12 protein-coding genes are annotated in these 17,288 nt (G+C 68.1%); 8 read left to right on the forward strand and 4 right to left on the reverse strand.

The window, feature by feature from the left end:
* Window positions 1-50 precede the first annotated feature (50 nt).
* From KY49_RS27975 to KY49_RS27985, 3 genes are all read right to left on the reverse strand, one after another.
* Complete coding sequence (locus tag KY49_RS27975) at window positions 51-764, reverse strand: hypothetical protein (protein WP_231636500.1); 714 nt, start codon at window positions 762-764, stop codon at window positions 51-53.
* Between the two features lie 39 nt (window positions 765-803).
* On the reverse strand, window positions 804-1,223 hold the full coding sequence (locus KY49_RS27980) for a hypothetical protein (RefSeq protein WP_042587631.1): 420 nt from the start codon (window positions 1,221-1,223) through the stop codon (window positions 804-806).
* Between the two features lie 992 nt (window positions 1,224-2,215).
* Entirely contained in the window at window positions 2,216-3,205 is a 990-nt protein-coding gene (locus KY49_RS27985) for a LysR substrate-binding domain-containing protein (protein WP_042587632.1), read from the reverse strand.
* Window positions 3,206-3,849: 644 nt separating this feature from the next.
* Between KY49_RS27985 and KY49_RS37775 the strand changes: the two genes are divergently transcribed.
* The 7 genes from KY49_RS37775 (at window position 3,850) to KY49_RS28015 (ending at window position 14,891) form a co-directional block, all read left to right on the forward strand.
* Complete coding sequence (locus tag KY49_RS37775; protein WP_141715821.1) at window positions 3,850-4,098, forward strand: hypothetical protein; 249 nt, start codon at window positions 3,850-3,852, stop codon at window positions 4,096-4,098.
* Window positions 4,082-5,497 carry a circularly permuted type 2 ATP-grasp protein gene (locus KY49_RS27990; protein ID WP_042588794.1) on the forward strand — a complete coding sequence of 472 codons (1,416 nt, stop codon included), beginning with the start codon at window positions 4,082-4,084 and terminating at the stop codon, window positions 5,495-5,497. Before KY49_RS37775 ends, KY49_RS27990 begins: the two co-directional genes overlap by 17 nt.
* A 70-nt stretch (window positions 5,498-5,567) precedes the next feature.
* Window positions 5,568-6,509 carry an alpha-E domain-containing protein gene (locus KY49_RS27995; protein ID WP_042587633.1) on the forward strand — a complete coding sequence of 314 codons (942 nt, stop codon included), beginning with the start codon at window positions 5,568-5,570 and terminating at the stop codon, window positions 6,507-6,509.
* 8 nt (window positions 6,510-6,517) lie between these two features.
* Window positions 6,518-7,504, forward strand: a complete 987-nt coding sequence (locus KY49_RS28000; protein ID WP_042587634.1) for a transglutaminase family protein — start codon at window positions 6,518-6,520, stop codon at window positions 7,502-7,504.
* A 96-nt stretch (window positions 7,505-7,600) separates the two neighbouring features.
* On the forward strand, window positions 7,601-11,014 hold the full coding sequence (locus KY49_RS28005; protein ID WP_042587635.1) for a transglutaminase family protein: 3,414 nt from the start codon (window positions 7,601-7,603) through the stop codon (window positions 11,012-11,014).
* Between the two features lie 239 nt (window positions 11,015-11,253).
* A complete protein-coding gene (locus tag KY49_RS28010; protein ID WP_042587636.1) occupies window positions 11,254-13,872 on the forward strand; it encodes a circularly permuted type 2 ATP-grasp protein in 2,619 nt (872 codons plus the stop codon).
* On the forward strand, window positions 13,869-14,891 hold the full coding sequence (locus tag KY49_RS28015; protein ID WP_042588795.1) for a transglutaminase family protein: 1,023 nt from the start codon (window positions 13,869-13,871) through the stop codon (window positions 14,889-14,891). The genes KY49_RS28010 and KY49_RS28015 overlap by 4 nt, the downstream gene beginning before the upstream one ends.
* 40 nt (window positions 14,892-14,931) lie before the next feature.
* On the opposite strand, the gene pip is transcribed toward KY49_RS28015, so the two are convergent.
* Window positions 14,932-15,864 (reverse strand): prolyl aminopeptidase, encoded by a 933-nt coding sequence (gene pip, locus KY49_RS28020; RefSeq protein WP_042587637.1) that lies wholly within the window; start codon window positions 15,862-15,864, stop codon window positions 14,932-14,934.
* Window positions 15,865-16,118: 254 nt separating this feature from the next.
* Here pip and KY49_RS28025 point away from each other — a divergent pair, with 254 nt between their 5' ends.
* Complete coding sequence (locus KY49_RS28025) at window positions 16,119-17,270, forward strand: acyltransferase family protein (RefSeq protein WP_042587638.1); 1,152 nt, start codon at window positions 16,119-16,121, stop codon at window positions 17,268-17,270.
* Window positions 17,271-17,288: the final 18 nt, after the last annotated feature.

The following is a 17,288-nucleotide window of genomic DNA, read 5'->3' on the forward strand; positions in this document are numbered from 1 at the left end:
CTCGATCTGCCGTCGAGTTTGTTGGTGGTTCTGGTTCCCCGAGTACAACGTCAAGGATGGTTTCGGATGGCCTCCCCGAGCAGTGCCCGCGATTCGCCGTTCTGCGGGTCGATGGCGAGCACCCGGCTCGCGTTCTGTTCAACACAGCCCCATTGCTCGAGCACAGCGCACGAGCGCGCCTTCGTGAGCGCACGTGCGCTCTCCAGCTCCTCGTGCGTGACGCCTGCGGTGTGCGCGTGTCCGTCTTCGCTGAACGAATGCGGCCTTGCCGTGACGATCATGCGTGTCCTTGTATTGGCAACGTCATGAGGCCGTGGATGCCGATGCTGCTGGCGATGCATGCCGGCATGCCTTGCGTTGACGGCGCCGCCGGACGGTGCAGCGTGTGCCGCATGCGCGTTGGTCGCGGCGACAACAGGCGGGGCGACAACAGGCGGCGCGGGCACGGGCGGCGTTGCCGTCGCCTGCGCGTCGACGCGCGGCGCGGCCTCCGGCTCGATTTCGATCGTCACCGGCGACGTCATGCCGGTGGGTGGTGCCGATGCAACATCCGGCCTGTCAGTGCTCCTGACTGATATGCCGACCACGCCCGATGTCTGGTGCGATGCCGTGGAAACCTCGTCGACGACATCCCGCTTGACATAGGCGAATATGCCGAAAATCACGGCAAAAGCCGCGAAGCTGAGCGCCGCGTTCTTGCCCGGGCCCCAGCCCGGTTTTGGATGGCCGGTGGAGTGCATATGCTGTCGATTCACACTGGTCATGCATCGCTCCTCGATTCAGTGCCGTTGCCGGTGGAAGGCTTACCACCGTAGTTGCGTATTCAGCACGCCTGTTTCGACGATCGCGAATTTCGTTTCGCCCTGGTACGTGCCCTCGATCCGGTAGCTGGCATCGGGAACGCTGAACAGGCAGCGCGGTCCTGCCGCGTTGAATTCGGCGAGCACGCGACCGTGGCGTCTCAGCCGCACTTGAACGTTGACGAGCGGATTGCCGGATTGGGCGGAAGCAAATGACACGCCCAGGTTGTAAGGACGTCCGTCGGGTGGAAGCGGTGCGGTGCCGTCGATCCGTGCGTCACCGCAGATGTATGAAATCACATAACGCTGCGTGTCCGGCTCGGACGCGGGAGCCGTCTGGGCCATTGCCACGACGCCCATGCAAAGCATTGAAGCGGCAGTGGCTGCAGCAGGAACAGCGTGCTTTCGAAACGAAGATAACATCGAGACCTCCGTTCGCGTTTGATAGCAAGCATACATTCCGGAACGAAAAACGCAAAGGCCATTCGCTATTTTCCAACAGGCTATTCACTTTCATGGGTCGATTAATAAAATACCGCGCATGACGTGGAAGTGGCGATGTTCGGGAACATAATATCTGAAATGAGAATGACGGCGGTTTCGTGCGATCAATAACGACCGAAAAAACAAACCTCCCCGGATTACGGCCTCGCGTGGCCGTTTCAACTTGCAGAACATAATATGGAAAGAAGGTTGCCGCGCGCTTTGTTCCGATTACGTGGCGTGACGAATGGAAATTTTGCCGCCCATCCGTCTGCCTTATTGCGCGACGCGGGATGTTCGAGGGGCGGCGCCCGCTAATGGGGTTGCGAGTGAATTTGCATCACTGATAACGACTGACAATTGAAGATTTTCCGCCATGTGGAAGGGGGCGTTTTGAGCTGGCGTGTGGAATTGTATTTTTGGTTCTGGTTGTTTGGTTGAATAAATGACGTGGTTTCAAGGGTGAGGAATTTTGATGATTGGCCGTTCCATTTGTGATATCGAAATGGCATTTGTGTGATTTCAATGAAAATCCCCGTGCGGCTACGAGGTGGGCGTGTCCGGGAAAAGGGGTTTTCGCGCCTGATTGATATTCGGCATTTGAAATGGATTGTCGGTGTTAACGCCGACGGGATATTTACTTATTGGCAGCGAATTACGACTGAATATTGGCCGGGAGCGGCGACGCAACCTGCCCATGCGCGGGCGCGGCATCCCGGGAATGGTCCCGGAGGCGACGCGCTGAAACGCGAGGAGGAGGTGCTATCGCCAGACCAATTCGGTGCGCGGCAAGTCGGGCAGGGCGCCGTGCGCGATCAGGGCAGGAAATTCGTCATCCTGATGGAAGCGCAACGAAGAGGCTGGTTTGAAATGGTGCGGGCCGATATTCCCCTGCGCAACCGGTCGACGGCACCGCACCCGCCCGGCCTGCACTACCGCCCGCCGCCGCTCGCAGTCCGTCTCGCGACCCGCGTCGCCGGCGCCGGCGGATCGGCCGTTGCCGTCGCCGCGCCGCGCGGCCGGTTCATGATGTACGTCCAAAGCTGCTCCGCCGCCAGCCCGCGCTTGCGCGCCGACCGATACAGCCGGATCTCCAGCTCGGTGATCCAGTCGGCCGATCCGGCGCACACGAGGCTGCCTTCCGCGAGTTCCCTCGCGACGCAGCTTTCCGGCAGCCAGCCGATCCCGTGGCCCGCCACCACCATCCCCTTCAGCGCCTCGGACATGTGCGTCTCGAAGCAGCGGTGCAGCGCGTACGGCTCGGCCGCGTTCAGCAGCAGCATCTCGACGACGTTGCCGAGGAAGGCCCCCGACGAATACGCGAGCAGCGGCAACGGCTCGCCCGGCCGGCCGGGCAGCTGGAACAGCGGCTTGCCGTGCGCGTCGGGCGTGGAGACGGGGAGAATCCGCTCGACCCCGAGGTTCACGAACGGGAAATGGTTCGGGTCGAGCACGATCGGCAGCTGCGGATGGTGATAGCCGAGCAGCATGTCGCATTCGCCCTCGACGAGCTGCTGCACGCCCTCCGGCACGTTCACCGCGTTGACGCGCGCGGTCACGTGGCCGACTTCGCCGTTGAGCTGCTTCAGCCATTCGGGGAACAGCGTGAACACGAGCGTATGCGCGACCGCGAACCGCACGACCTGGTCGCTCGCCGCGAACTGGTCGTAGCCGTTCACCAGGTTGCGCGCCGCATACATGCTGCGCAGGATGTCCGCGGCCAGCCCGCGGAACATCTGTCCGGCCGGGGTGAGGGCGACCGGCGTGATGCTCCGGTCGACCAGCTTCGCATCCATCCAGGTCTCGAGCGACGCGATTCGCCTGCTGAATGCCGATTGCGTGAGATGCCGGTTACGCGCTGCCCGGGAAAAACTCTTGGTATCTGCAAGGCTCAGGAAATCTTCCAGCCACTTTGCTTCCATATCGATCGTCGTCTTTTATATAGTCGGGCGCTTGCCGAAGCCGGCGCGGGTTTTCTGCACGAACCCTAGGGTCTGTTTACATACGGAACACGCATGCGTTGCGACGAGAACGGCCGCTCGCGAGGCGCGCGGCGCCGCGAATACTGGACTATCGCCAAGGAGCGCAACGCGGCGAGCGGCCGTTCTCGTCGCAACCCCAAATTTTAAAAGCCATTCCACGGGAATGCCCGAAATCGCCCGTATGGCGGCGTCGCTCGTCGCTTGTTTGGCACGGGCCAAACGGCGCTCCTCCCTCCTTGCCCTACGAGCGATTTCGGGCATTCGCATGCGTGTTCCGTATGTAAACAGACCCTAGCCTACCGCGCCTCGTGTCGAGCATACCGATGTTTTTTTTCGATGGGTGTTAGTCGAAATATGCATGAGCGTTGTCGCCATAAATACGGCTGCATAACGTTGTCATGCCGGACAAGGCTAACCGGTTAGTTCATCTCGCGTCTGAACCCGCCGGCTGGCCGTGGACGGTACTTCCCCCAGGGCTCGGCTGCGCCGTGCGCGCGTCGGCCCGCCTCTTTCGCCGACGCGGTGCGGCAACCCGGTGCGCGGGGCATCGCGCCGGAGCGGCCGCGCGGGCCGGCCGGCCGCGAATGCTGCACCGCAGATTGCACATTGATGACACGCGGGAGAACCATGATCGTGACACGCGGCGCACCGATGCCGCGAATCGCGTCGCGCGCTGCACCGTCGTGGTGCGGCATGCCGCCGGAGCGTGCCGGCGGCGCGGCGAAATCGGGGAATGGCAAGGCACGCTCCTTGCTCAGCAGTCGTTACGCCGGTCCGGCATGCGCAATGCCGGGAAAAACGATGGAGAACAAATCGATGAAGCCATTCGATGAAATGCTGCAATCCGGCGACATGGTCAGGGCGCCCTACGCGCGCCTGAAGCAGTGGCTCGACACGCAGAACCCCGCGAGCCTCGCCCAGAAAGCCCGCGACGCGGAGAACGTATTCCGCAAGACGGGCATCACGTTCGCCGTCTACGGCGACGCGGACGCCGCCGAGCGGCTGATCCCGTTCGACATCGTGCCGCGCATTATTTCCGGGAACGAGTGGAATCGGCTGTCGCTCGGCATCGAGCAGCGCGTGATGGCGCTCAATGCCTTCCTCGACGACATCTACCACCGCCAGGAAATCGTGCGCGCCGGGATCGTGCCGAAGCACCTGATCGCGCACAACGACGCGTTCCTGCCCGAGATGATCGACTTCCGGCCGCCGGGCAACGTCTACACGCACATCATCGGCGTGGACATCGTGCGCACCGGCGAGAACCAGTTCTACGTGCTCGAGGACAACGCGCGCACGCCGTCCGGCGTGTCGTACATGCTGGAAAACCGCGAGACGATGATGCAGCTGTTCCCCGAGCTGTTCCAGCAGGTCAAGGTGCGGCCGGTCGAGACCTATCCGCAGATGCTGCGCCAGTCGCTCGCGGCCGTCTGCCCGCCGGGCGGCAACGGCGACAACCCGACCATCGCCGTGCTGACGCCCGGCATCCACAATTCCGCGTACTACGAACATTCGTTCCTCGCCGACCAGATGGGGGTGCACCTCGTCGAGGGCAGCGACCTGCAGGTGATCGACGACCGTGTCGCGATGCGCACCACCGAGGGCTTCCGGCCGATCGACGTGCTGTACCGCCGCGTCGACGACGCGTTCCTCGACCCGCTGACGTTCCGCCCCGATTCGGTGCTCGGCGTCGCGGGGATCATGGACGTGTACCGCGCGGGCAACATCACGATCGCGAACGCGCCGGGCACCGGCATCGCCGACGACAAGGCGATCTACTCGTACATGCCGGAAATCGTCGAGTTCTACACGGGCCGCAAGGCGCTGCTCGAGAACGTGCCGACCTGGCGCTGCGGCGAGGCGGACAGCCTGAAGTACGTGCTCGATCATCTCGACGAGCTGGTCGTGAAGGAAGTGCACGGCTCGGGCGGCTACGGGATGCTCGTCGGGCCGTGCGCGTCGAAGGCCGAGCTCGAGGCGTTCGCCGCGAAGCTGCGCGCGCGGCCCGCGAACTACATCGCGCAACCCACGCTGGCGTTGTCCACGACGCCGATCCTGACCGACGCGGGCCTCGCGCCGCGGCACGTCGACCTGCGGCCGTTCGTGCTGGTGTCGGACCGGATCCGCATCACGCCGGGCGGGCTCACGCGCGTCGCGCTGAAGGAGGGCTCGCTCGTCGTCAATTCGAGCCAGGGCGGCGGCACCAAGGACACCTGGGTGCTGGCCGACTGAACGCAACGCGGCGACGGCGCGCGCCGGCAACGGCCGCGCGCGAACGGAAAACAGACGGAGTGGACACAAGATGCTTCTTGGACGCACAGCGAGCGGTCTCTACTGGATGTACCGCTATATCGAGCGCGCGGAGAACACCGCGCGGATCGTCGACGCCGGCCTGCGGATGGCGCTCACGCGCACGTCCGACGCGCCGGCCGAATGGTCGTCGGTGCTCGTCAGCTCGGGCTCGGACGACGGCTACCGCGAGAAATACGACGCGTACGCGGCCGACACCGTGACCGACTACCTGCTGCGCGACCGCGACAACCCGTCGAGCGTGCTGTCGTGCATCGAGGCCGCGCGCTCGAACGCGCGGATGGTGCGCACGGCGCTCACGCGGGAAGCGTGGGAGAGCGTGAACGGCGCATGGCTGTCGCTCGGGCGCGTGCTCGCGCAGCCGGTGCCGGAGGGCGAGCTGCCGGCGGTGCTCGACCAGGTGAAGCGCGAGACCGCGCTGATCCTCGGCAGCTTCTACAGCACGATGCTGCGCAACGAGATCTTCGATTTCGCGCAGATCGGCGCGTTCGTCGAGCGGGCCGACAACACCGCGCGGATCCTCGACGTGAAGTACCACCTGCTGCTGCCGTCGGTCTCGCACGTCGGCACGATCCTCGACAACTACCAGTGGGAGACGATCCTGCGCTGCGTGGCCGCGCACCGCTCGTACCGCTGGGTCTACGACGTGCAGTACAAGCCGCTGAACATCGCCGACTACCTGATCCTCAACGGCCGGATGCCGCGCTCGCTGCGCTATTGCTACGGCCGCGTCGTGTCGAGCCTCAACCTGCTCGCGAAGGACTACGGCGTCACGCACCCGTGTCACGACACCGCCACGAAGATCCTGCAAATGTTGTCCGACACCAGCGTCGAGCGGATCTTCAAGAGCGGCCTGCACGAATTCCTGACCGACTTCATCGGCCGCAACAACAGCCTGGGGCTCGAAATCGCCCAGGCGTACAACTTCGACTGAGACTTGCCATGCGACTCGCCATCCGACACATCTCGCGTTATCAGTTCGACGATCAGGTCACCCACGTGCTGCAACGGCTGCGGCTGCGCCCGCAATCGGGGCCGGGCCAGACGGTGCGCGCGTGGCAGGTCACGATCGACGGCGTCGAGCCGACGCTCACCTATGCCGACGGGCTCGGCAACCGCACCGACCTCGTGCGGCACGACCGCGGTGCGAAGCCGGAGATCGTGATCGTCGCGGCGGGCGTCGTCGAGACCCAGGACCGCGCGGGCATCCTCGGCCACACCGAGGGCTACGCGCCGCCGTGGATCTTCGAGCGCGAGACCGCGCTCACGAAAGCGGGCGACACGGTGCGCGCGCTTGCCGACGCGCTGCCGATCGAGCAGCGCAGCCTCGATGCGCTGCACTGGCTGATGACCGAGGTGCACGGCCGCATCGCGTATGCGCCGCATGCGCCGGACACGCCGGTCGACGCGGAAACCGCGCTGCAAAGCGGCGAGGGCACGAGCCGCGACCATGCGCATGCGTTCATCGCGGCCGCGCGGGTGCTGAAGATCCCGGCCCGCTACATCTCCGGCTACGTGCTGGCCGACAGCGCGATGCAGCGCATTGCGGACGCGAAGCAGCACGGCGGCGGCGCGCAGGAGGAAGAAGCCGTCGCGATGCAAAGCGGTGACGGGATGCAGCAGGCGCTCGGCCAGCGCGTCGATGAAGCGCACGCGTCGCAGTCGCAGGGCATGCCGCGGCCGGCGCTCGGCGCGCGGCAGCAGGCGGCCGCGCCGATGCAGCAGCCCGCCGGCCACGCGTGGGCCGAGGCGTATGTCGACGGGCTCGGCTGGGTCGGCTTCGATCCGTTCATGAACCGCTGCCCGGACGAGCGCTACGTGCGCATCGCGACCGGCCTCGACTCCCGCGACGCACAGCCGGTGACCGGGGCCGGCGCGACGCCGGTCGGCATCGAGATCAGCGTCGTGCAGTCGCCGGAACTGGTCTGACGCGCACGTCAGCCGACGAACCCGTCGCGCCGCGTCGCCGCGCCCGATCCGGCGCGGCGCGACGGCCCGATCCAACCTGAGCCGAGCCGCTTTGCCATGCCCATTCACGTCGCGCTGCATCACACCACCCGTTACCGCTACGACCGGCTCGTCAATCTCGGCCCGCAGGTCGTGCGGCTGCGTCCCGCGCCGCATTGCCGCACGCCGATCGTCGCGTATTCGATGACCGTGCGGCCCGCGCAGCACTTCATCAACTGGCAGCAGGACCCGTTTGCGAACTACCTGGCCCGGCTCGTGTTTCCGGAGCGCACGCGCGAGTTCGAGATCACGGTCGATCTCGTCGCCGAGATGTCGGTCTACAACCCGTTCGACTTCTTCCTCGAAAGCAGTGCCGAGCAATACCCGTTCCAGTACGACGATGCGCTGCGCACCGAGCTCGCGCCGTATCTCGCGTGCGATCCGCACACGAGCGCGTCGCCCGCGTTCCGCGCGTATCTCGACGGAATCGACCGCGCGCCGGCCGGCACCGTGAACTTCCTCGTCGCGCTGAACCAGAAGCTGCAGCACGACATCCGCTATCTGGTGCGGATGGAGCCGGGCGTGCAGACGCCCGAACGGACGCTCGAGCTCGCGTCGGGCTCGTGCCGCGACAGCGGCTGGCTGCTCGTGCAGCTGTGCCGGCACCTGGGCATCGCCGCGCGCTTCGTGTCAGGCTACCTGATCCAGCTCACGCCGGACGTCAAGTCGCTCGACGGCCCGAGCGGCACGGCGGTCGACTTCACCGACCTGCACGCGTGGTGCGAGGTCTACCTGCCGGGCGCGGGCTGGATCGGCTTCGACCCGACCTCGGGCCTGCTCGCCGGCGAAGGGCACATTCCGCTCGCGTGCACGCCGCAGCCGACCAGCGCCGCGCCGGTCGAGGGGCTGATCGACGAATGCGACGTCGCGTTCGAGCACGAGATGGCGGTCACGCGCGTGTACGAATCGCCGCGCGTGACGAAGCCGTACACCGACGCGCAATGGGGCGCGGTGCGCGCGCTCGGCGCGCGGGTCGACGCGGCGCTGACGGCCGGCGACGTGCGGCTCACGCAGGGCGGCGAGCCGACCTTCGTGTCGATCGACGACCGCGACGGCGCGGAATGGAACACCGACGCGCTCGGGCCGACCAAGCGCGGCTATGCGACCGAGCTCGTGCAGCGGCTGCGCGCCGAGTACGGCCATGGCGGCTTCCTGCATTTCGGGCAGGGCAAGTGGTATCCGGGCGAGCAGCTGCCGCGCTGGGCGCTGTCGATCTTCTGGCGCGCGGACGGGCAGCCGGCGTGGCGCGATCCGTCGCTGTTCGCGGACGAGCGTGCGCCGTCGGCCCTGACGACCGGCGACGCGAAGCGCTTCATCGACGCGCTGGCCGCGCGCCTGAACCTGACCGGCGAATTCATCCGGCCCGGTTACGAGGATGTCTGGTACTACCTGTGGCGCGAGCGCCGGCTGCCGGTCAACGTCGATCCGTTCGACGCGCGGCTCGACGACGAGCTGGAGCGCGCGCGGCTGCGCAAGGTGTTCGAGCAGAAGCTCGACAGCGTGGTCGGCTACGTGCTGCCGCTCAGGCGCGCGGATGAATCCCCGGGGCTCGAAGGCCCGTGCTGGCAGACCGGCCCGTGGTTCTTCCGCGACGAGCGGATGTACCTCGTGCCCGGCGATTCGCCGATGGGCTACCGGCTGCCGCTCGACTCGCTGCCGTGGGTCGGCCGCGCCGATTATCCGGTCCTGGTCGAGCGCGACCCGTTCGCGCCGCGCGAGCCGCTGCCGGACGCCGACGCGTTCCGCGCGCGCCATGCCGGCACGGGCGACGCGCCGCGCTATCTGGCCGGCGTGCATCGCGAGGCGCCCGCGCAGACCGTGATGCAGTGGCGCGACGATGGCGCGGCGGGCGACGCGCGCCGTGCCGCTCCGGACGCGACGCGCCGTCCCGAGCGCTTCGAATCGGCCGCATGGATCACGCGCACCGCGCTGTGCGTCGAGGTGCGCAACGGCATCCTGTACGTGTTCATGCCGCCGCTCGCCGCGCTCGACGATTATCTCGACCTGCTGGACGCGATCGAGCTGACCGCCGGCGCGCTCGGCGTGAAGCTCGTGCTCGAAGGCTATCCGCCGCCGCGCGACGCGCGCCTGAAGCTGCTCCAGGTGACGCCGGACCCGGGCGTGATCGAGGTCAACATCCATCCGGCGCACAGTTTCGACGAGCTCGTCGGCCATACGGAATTCCTGTACGACGCGGCGTGGCAGTCGCGGCTCAGCAGCGAGAAGTTCATGGTCGACGGCCGCCACGTCGGCACGGGCGGCGGCAACCACTTCGTGCTCGGCGGCGCGACGCCGGCCGACAGCCCGTTCCTGCGGCGTCCGGACCTGCTCGCGAGCCTGATCGCGTACTGGCACAACCATCCGTCGCTGTCCTATCTGTTCTCGGGCCTGTTCATCGGCCCGACGAGCCAGGCGCCGCGCGTCGACGAAGCGCGCAACGACCAGCTCTACGAGCTCGACATCGCGTTCGCGGAGATCCAGCGCAACCGGCTGCTGCACGGGCACGACATGCCGCCGTGGCTCGTCGACCGCGTGCTGCGCAACCTGCTGATCGACGTGACCGGCAACACGCATCGCAGCGAGTTCTGCATCGACAAGCTGTATTCGCCCGATTCGCCGACGGGCCGCCTCGGCCTGCTCGAACTGCGCGCGTTCGAGATGCCGCCGCATGCGCGGATGAGCATCGTGCAGCAACTGCTGCTGCGCGCGCTGGTCGCGCGCTTCTGGGCCGCGCCGTACACGACGCCGCTCACGCGCTGGGGCACCGCGCTGCACGACCGCTTCATGCTGCCGACGTTCCTGAAGATGGATTTCGACGACGTGCTGGCCGAGCTGCGCGACGCGGGTTTCGATTTCGATCCGGCGTGGTTCGCGCCGCACTTCGAGTTCCGCTTCCCGCTGTTCGGGCAGATCGCGGTGAGCGGGATTCAGTTGTCGCTGCGCGGCGCGCTGGAGCCGTGGCACGTGATGGGCGAGGAGGGCGCGAGCGGCGGCACGGTGCGCTACGTCGATTCGTCGCTGGAGCGGCTCGAGGTGCGCGTGACCGGCCTGAACGAAAACCGCCATGTCGTGACCGTCAACGGCCGCGCGCTGCCGCTGCAGCCGACCGGCACCGCCGGCGAATACGTCGCGGGCGTGCGCTACAAGGCGTGGGCGCCGCCGTCCGCGCTGCATCCGACGATCGGCGTGCATGCGCCGCTGACGTTCGACATCGTCGATACGTGGATGCAGCGCTCGCTTGGCGGCTGCCGGTATCACGTCGCGCATCCGGGCGGGCGCAACTACGCGACGTTCCCGGTCAACGCGTACGAGGCCGAGAGCCGGCGGCTCGCGCGTTTCGTCGCGATGGGGCATACGCCGGGCCGGATGACGGTGGCCGCGGCCGCGCCGAGCCGCGAGTTCCCGTTCACGCTGGACCTGCGGCGGCCCTGAGCACTGCATGCATGGAGGAGACCCGATGACGATGCGCGGACGGCCGGGGCGACCGGGACGACGGCGCGCGCCGGCCGATGGCGGCCCCGCCGGAATGCTAGGATGCCGGCAGAGCGCGGTCGCGCACGCGCGTGCGCGTGCCGCCTGCTGTTCGTTTCTGCTGACTCGCGCCTCCTGACTCAAGACGGACCGATACCGTGCCGCCCATTCACCCCGACGATCTCGCCGCCGCCGACGCGATGCACACGCTCTTCGATACCGGGTCGCAGCCCGACGCCGCGGAGCTCGCCGCCGCGCTTGCCGCGCCGGCCGCCGCCGGCCGCTACGACGAGCTGCGCGGCAGCGCGGCCGGCCTGCAGGCGCCCGCGCTCGCGCCCGCGTGGCGCGCGTTCTTCACGCACCTCGGCAGCGACGGCGTCGCCGATCTCGACCGCCGCGCGGATGCGCTGCAGCGGCGCATGCGCGAGAACGGCCTGTTCTACCAGCTGCACGAGCAGCGCGCCGGCGACGGCGCGACCGGCCCGTGGTCGCTGGACCTGCTGCCGCTGATCGTCACGTCGCAGGACTGGGCCGCGATCGAGCGCGGCGTGCTGCAGCGCGTGCGGCTGCTCAACGCGATGATGGCCGACCTCTACGGGCCGCAGACCATCCTGCAGCGCGGGCTGCTGCCGCCCGCGCTCGTCACCGGGCATCCCGGCTACCTGCGCGCGATGCGCGGCGCGCGGGTGCCCGGCGACACGTGGCTGCACGTCGTCGCGTTCGATCTCGCGCGCGGGCCGGACGGCCAGTGGCGGGTGATCGCGCATCACACGCAGGGCGCGGCCGGGCTCGGCTATCTGCTGGAAAACCGCCTGATCGTGTCGCGCCTGCTGCCGCGCACCTTCCGCGGGCTGCGCGTGCAGCGGCTCGCGGCGAGCTACCGCGCGCTGCTGCAGAGCATGCAGGCGCTGAGCCCGGCGGGGAAGAACTCGCGGATCGTGCTGCTGACGCCCGGGCCGCACAGCGCGACGTATTTCGAGCATGCGTATCTCGCGCGCTACCTCGGCCTCACGCTGGTCGAGGGCGGCGACCTGACCGCGCGCGACAACCGCGTGTTCCTGAAGACGCTGCGCGGGCTCGAACCCGTGCACGGCATCCTGCGGCGCGTCGACGACGCGTGGCTCGATCCGCTGGAGCTGCGTCCCGATTCGATGCTCGGCGTGCCGGGGCTGCTGCAGGCGGTGCGCGCGGGCAACGTGCTGCTCGCGAACGCGCCGGGCTCGAGCTTCCTCGAATCGCCGGGCATGCTCGGCTTCCTGCCGCGTCTCGCGGAAAGCCTGCTCGGCACGACGCTGACGCTGCCGGCCGTGCATTCGTGGTGGTGCGGCGAGCCGGCCGCGTGCGACGATGCGCTGCCGCAGCTCGCGCGCTGCATCATCAAGCCGTCGTTCCCGCCGGACGTGCAGGCGGGCGGCGGCTTCGAGCCGGTGATCGGCGCGCGGCTCACGCACGCGCAGCTCGCCGAATGGCGCGCGCGAATCCTCGCGAATCCCGCGCACTACACGGTGCAGGCCGACCTGCCGCTGTCGCAGGCGCCGACGTGGCCGGGCCACCGCGAGGCGGGCGACGGCTACGGCAACGGCGGCGCGCGCATCGTGCCGAAGCCGCTGCTGCTGCGGGTGTTCGCGCTCGCGGACGGCGCCGCGCGCTGGCGCGTGCTGCCCGGCGGGCTGTCGCGGGTCGGCGCGCGCGACGCGCTGTTCAACGCGCCGATGCCGCGCGGCGGCAGCACGGTCGATACGTGGGTGATGACGGAAGGCGTCGTCGATGCGACCACGCTGCTGCAGACCCACCTCAGCGCGGACGACCTGACCACCGCGCAGCCGCGCGCGATCGCGAGCCGCGCCGCGGAGAACCTGTTCTGGCTCGGGCGCTACACCGAGCGCGCGACCAACCTGATGCGGCTCGCGCGCGCGGCGCTCGAACGGCTGCGCGGCGAGGACGACGCGGACAGCCCCGCGCATCTGGAGCTGATCGACACGCTGTGCCGCGACACGGGCTTGATCGCGGCCGACGCGCCGAGCGCCGTCGACGCGCCGCGCGCGTTCCAGCTTGCGCTCGCCGCATCGCTGACGCGCGGCGCGGACCACGCGGCGGGCATCGCGTCGTGCCTGTTCGGGATGCGCGGCGCAGCGGCCGCGATCCGCGAGCGGCTGTCGAGCGAGCAATGGCGGCTGATCGACGACGCGACCCAGCTGTTCGCCGACAGCACCGGCAACGCGGAAGCGGAAGAGCAGCTCGGCAACGAAGCGCTGCAGCTGCTCGAGCGGCTCGGCTTGCTGCTCGGCGCGATCACCGGCGCGCAGACCGACAACATGACGCGCGACGACGGCTGGCGGCTGCTGTCGATCGGCCGGCAGATCGACCGGCTGGACTTCCTGTGCAGCGTGCTGCGATTCGCGTTCGAGGAGGGCGCGGTGCACAAGCAGGACGGCTTCGAGCTGGTGCTGGAGCTGTTCGACAGCGCGATCACGTTCCGCTCGCGCTTCCAGCGCGGCTTCGACGTCGCGCCGCTGCTGTCGCTCGTCGTGCTCGACACCGACAATCCGCGCTCGCTCGCGTGGGTGGTGCAGGCGATGCGCGGGCGCCTGACGAAGGTCGAGCGCAGCGAGGGCTACGCGCTGTCCGAGCTGGCCGACGCGATACCGGACGTGCCCGGCTGGTCGCTGCACGAGTTGTGCGAAACCGGCGACGACGGCCGCCACGACCGGCTGCTCGAGCGCCTCGACACGACCGCGAAGGCCGTGTGGGAGCTGTCGAACCGGATCGGCGAACGCTATTTCAGCCACGTGCGCGAGGCGGGCAGGACGCTATGGTGACGACGACCAAATCCGCGGCGAAGGCGCCGCCCGCACCGGACGCGGCGGTGCCTGCCGCGCCCGTTGCCGGCCGGCTGCTGCGCGTCACGCATGACACCGAGTACCGCTACGCGGCGCGGGTCGAATCCGCGCAGCACCAGGCGCGCCTGACGCCGCTCGCGACGCCGCGCCAGCAGGTGCTGTCGTTCGCGCTCGACATCGAACCCGCGCCGGAAAGCGTCGGCACCGAGACCGATGCGTTCGGCAACGCGCGCACGTCGTTCGCGCTGAACCAGCCGCACGACGCGCTGTTCGTGCGCAGCCGCAGCGTCGTGCGGGTGACGCCGCCCGTCTGGTCGGCCGGCGCGCGCGGCGAGCCGCCGCCCGCGATCGCGCAGCCGGACCCGGCGCAGGCGAGCGTGTGGGAAGCGGTGCGCGAGCGGTTCCGTTTTCGCGCGGGGCAGCCGTACGACGAGGCGAGCGAATTCGTGTTCGCGTCGCCCCACGTCGCGTGCGATCCGGCGCTGGCCGCGTATGCGGCGGTCAGCTTCACGCCCGGCCGGCCGCTCGTGCAGGCGGCGTGGGACCTGATGCGGCGCATCCACGCGGAATTCACGTATGCGCCGAACAGCACCGACGTGACGACGACCGCGCTCGATGCGCTCGCGCTGCGCCAGGGCGTCTGCCAGGATTTCGCGCACGTGATGATCGGCGCGCTGCGCTCGCTCGGGCTGGCCGCGCGGTACGTGAGCGGCTATCTGTTGACGCAGCCGCCGCCGGGGCAGCCGCGGCTGATCGGCGCGGACGCGTCGCATGCGTGGGTCGAGGTGTACGACCCGGCGTGGCCGGAGGACGGCGGCTGGCTGCAGCTCGATCCGACCAACGATCGCGCGCCGGGCGACGACTACGTGATGCTGTCGATCGGGCGCGACTACGCGGACGTGACGCCGCTGCGCGGTGTGATCCGCGGCGGCGGCGCCGATCAGGAGCTGAGGGTGGGGGTGACGGTCGAGCCGCTGGAGGAGGACGGCGACGGGTGAATGTTCGGGGTTTCGCGTGCCGGTGACGCCTGCCGGCTGACTAGTTCGCGAACCGGTCCGTCGCCGCGAGCAGCGCCTTCAGGATTCCCGGTTCGTTGTACGCATGGCCGGCATCGGGCACGATCTCGAACGACGCGTCGGGCCATGCCTTCGACAGATCCCACGCGGTGCGCGCGGGCGTCGCGATGTCGTAGCGCCCCTGGACGATCACGCCCGGAATGCCGGCCAAACGATGCGCGTCGCGCAGCAACTGCCCCTCGTCGACGAAACCGCGGTTCATGAAGTAGTGGTTTTCGATGCGCGCGAACGCGAGCGCGTAGTGTCCGTCGCCGAAATGCTCGGCGAGCGCGGGATCGGGCAGCAGCGTGATCGTGCGGCCTTCCCACAGGCTCCACGCGCGCGCGGCTTCCAGCTTCGCGGCTTCGTCGTCGCCGGTCAGGCGGCGGTGGTACGCGGCCATCAGGTCGCCGCGCTCGTGCTCCGGGATCGGCGCAAGGAACTGGTCCCACAGGTCCGGGAACAGCCACGACGCGCCTTCCTGGTAGTACCACAGCAGTTCCGCGCGGCGCATCGTGAAGATGCCGCGCACGATCAGCGCGCTCACGCGTTCCGGGTGGGTTTCCGCGTAGGCCAGCGCGAGCGCGCTGCCCCATGAACCGCCGAACACGAGCCATTGCTCGACGCCGACCATCTCGCGCAGGCGCTCGATGTCCGCGACCAGATCCCAGGTCGTGTTGTGGTCGAGGCTCGCGTACGGCGTCGAGCGGCCGCAGCCGCGCTGGTCGAACAGCAGCACGTTGTAGCGGGCGGGATCGAAGAGCCGGCGATGGTCGGGGCTGCAGCCGCCGCCGGGGCCGCCGTGCAGGAACACGGCCGGCTTGCCTTGCGGGTTGCCGCACAGCTCCCAGTAGACCTGGTGGCCGTCGCCGGTGTCGAGGTAGCCGTGGGCATAGGGTTCGATGGCTGGGTACATGGAATTTCCCCCTGGAATGAAGGACGCCCGGCTGCCGTGGCAGCGAGGCCGGAAGCGATTCGCCATTATGCCCAATCCGCGTTGCCCGCGGCCGGCCGTTGTGCGACCTGAATGGCGTGTCGTTTAAGCCGGCATTTTTTTTAAGAGATTTTATTTCGATATTTTTCGACGAAACTGGCGACGACATATCGGCACGCCATTCAGAAACACGAATCAACAAACCGGCCATTCGCCATTCCGATGGAAACGAGTCCATGACACATCGCGTCCAGCAGCTTACCGGGTTGCGCGCCGTCGCGGTGGCGATGGTCGTCGTCGGGCATGCGGAGCACGTCACGCCCGGCGGCTATACCGGCTGGCTCGCGCCGCTGCGGCTGCTCGCCGACGGCCGGCTCGGCGTGCTGATCTTCTTCGTCCTCAGCGGATTCCTGATCACCAACGTGCTGCTGGGCGAACTGAAGCGTACCGGGAGCATCGCGCTGGCGCCGTTCTATGTCCGGCGCGTGCTGCGGATCTGGCCGGCATGCTATGCGTATCTCGCGGTCGTCGCGCTCCTGGCAGTGGCGGGGTGGATCGACGTCAGCCCGCGCCAGTGGGCGCTTGCCGCGCTGCATCTGTGGAACTATTCGGTCGGGCTTGGACTTACCGCCGACACCGCGCTGCATCCCGACGGCGCGTGGTATCTCGGCCATTTCTGGTCGCTGGCGCTCGAGGAGCAGTTCTACTGGTTCTGGCCGCTGCTGCTGCTGTTCGCCGCGCGGCGCAACAACACGCGCTGGCTGGCGGCGCTGATCCTGATCGTGCCGCTCGTCCGCGCGGGCACCTATTTCGCCGCGCCGGCGCTGCGCGGCCAACTGCGGATGATGTTCCATACGGGCATCGATCCGATCCTGATCGGCTGCTACGTGGCGCTCAACCGGCAGCGGCTGGAGGCGTGGATCGGATCATGGCGCGGCGAGTCGCGCATCGTCACCGCGATCGTCTGCATCATGCTGTTCGCGATGCCGGTGATCGAATCGGAACTGCGGGGAATCTGGAATATCACTTACGGCGTGACGATCGAAGCGGCATTGATCGGCGTTCTGATCGTCGTGCTCAATTTTCGAAATGATTTATGGTGTTCGCGATTGTTGCAAACCAGGCCATTGGTGTTTGTCGGCACGATTTCATTCAGCCTGTATTTATGGCAGCAACCGTTCGCCAATCCGAATTTGCCGATCCCGCATGGCTTTCCGCTCGGCATCCTGGAAGCGTTCGCGGCGGCCACCGCCAGCTATTTTCTCGTCGAAAAACCGTTCCTGCTGCTCAAGGAGCGCTATTCGGCGCGGGCGGGGCGGCGTGCTGCGGGCGATGCGATGAGGATGCCGGCGTCGTCCGACGGCATCGGGCCGAAAGTGGCGGAGTAGGTGAGGTCCGTCCACGTC

The organism is Burkholderia sp. MSHR3999, from assembly GCF_000833595.1.
Taxonomy (GTDB): domain Bacteria; phylum Pseudomonadota; class Gammaproteobacteria; order Burkholderiales; family Burkholderiaceae; genus Burkholderia; species Burkholderia ubonensis.

Coding starts and splice junctions, on each gene's coding strand:
- KY49_RS27975 (WP_231636500.1), bottom strand. CDS start 764: ATGACCAGTGTGAATCGACAGCATATGCACTCCACCGGCCATCCAAAA.
- KY49_RS27980 (WP_042587631.1), bottom strand. CDS start 1,223: ATGTTATCTTCGTTTCGAAAGCACGCTGTTCCTGCTGCAGCCACTGCC.
- KY49_RS27985 (WP_042587632.1), bottom strand. CDS start 3,205: ATGGAAGCAAAGTGGCTGGAAGATTTCCTGAGCCTTGCAGATACCAAG.
- KY49_RS37775 (WP_141715821.1), top strand. CDS start 3,850: ATGCTGCACCGCAGATTGCACATTGATGACACGCGGGAGAACCATGAT.
- KY49_RS27990 (WP_042588794.1), top strand. CDS start 4,082: ATGAAGCCATTCGATGAAATGCTGCAATCCGGCGACATGGTCAGGGCG.
- KY49_RS27995 (WP_042587633.1), top strand. CDS start 5,568: ATGCTTCTTGGACGCACAGCGAGCGGTCTCTACTGGATGTACCGCTAT.
- KY49_RS28000 (WP_042587634.1), top strand. CDS start 6,518: ATGCGACTCGCCATCCGACACATCTCGCGTTATCAGTTCGACGATCAG.
- KY49_RS28005 (WP_042587635.1), top strand. CDS start 7,601: ATGCCCATTCACGTCGCGCTGCATCACACCACCCGTTACCGCTACGAC.
- KY49_RS28010 (WP_042587636.1), top strand. CDS start 11,254: ATGCACACGCTCTTCGATACCGGGTCGCAGCCCGACGCCGCGGAGCTC.
- pip (WP_042587637.1), bottom strand. CDS start 15,864: ATGTACCCAGCCATCGAACCCTATGCCCACGGCTACCTCGACACCGGC.
- KY49_RS28025 (WP_042587638.1), top strand. CDS start 16,119: ATGACACATCGCGTCCAGCAGCTTACCGGGTTGCGCGCCGTCGCGGTG.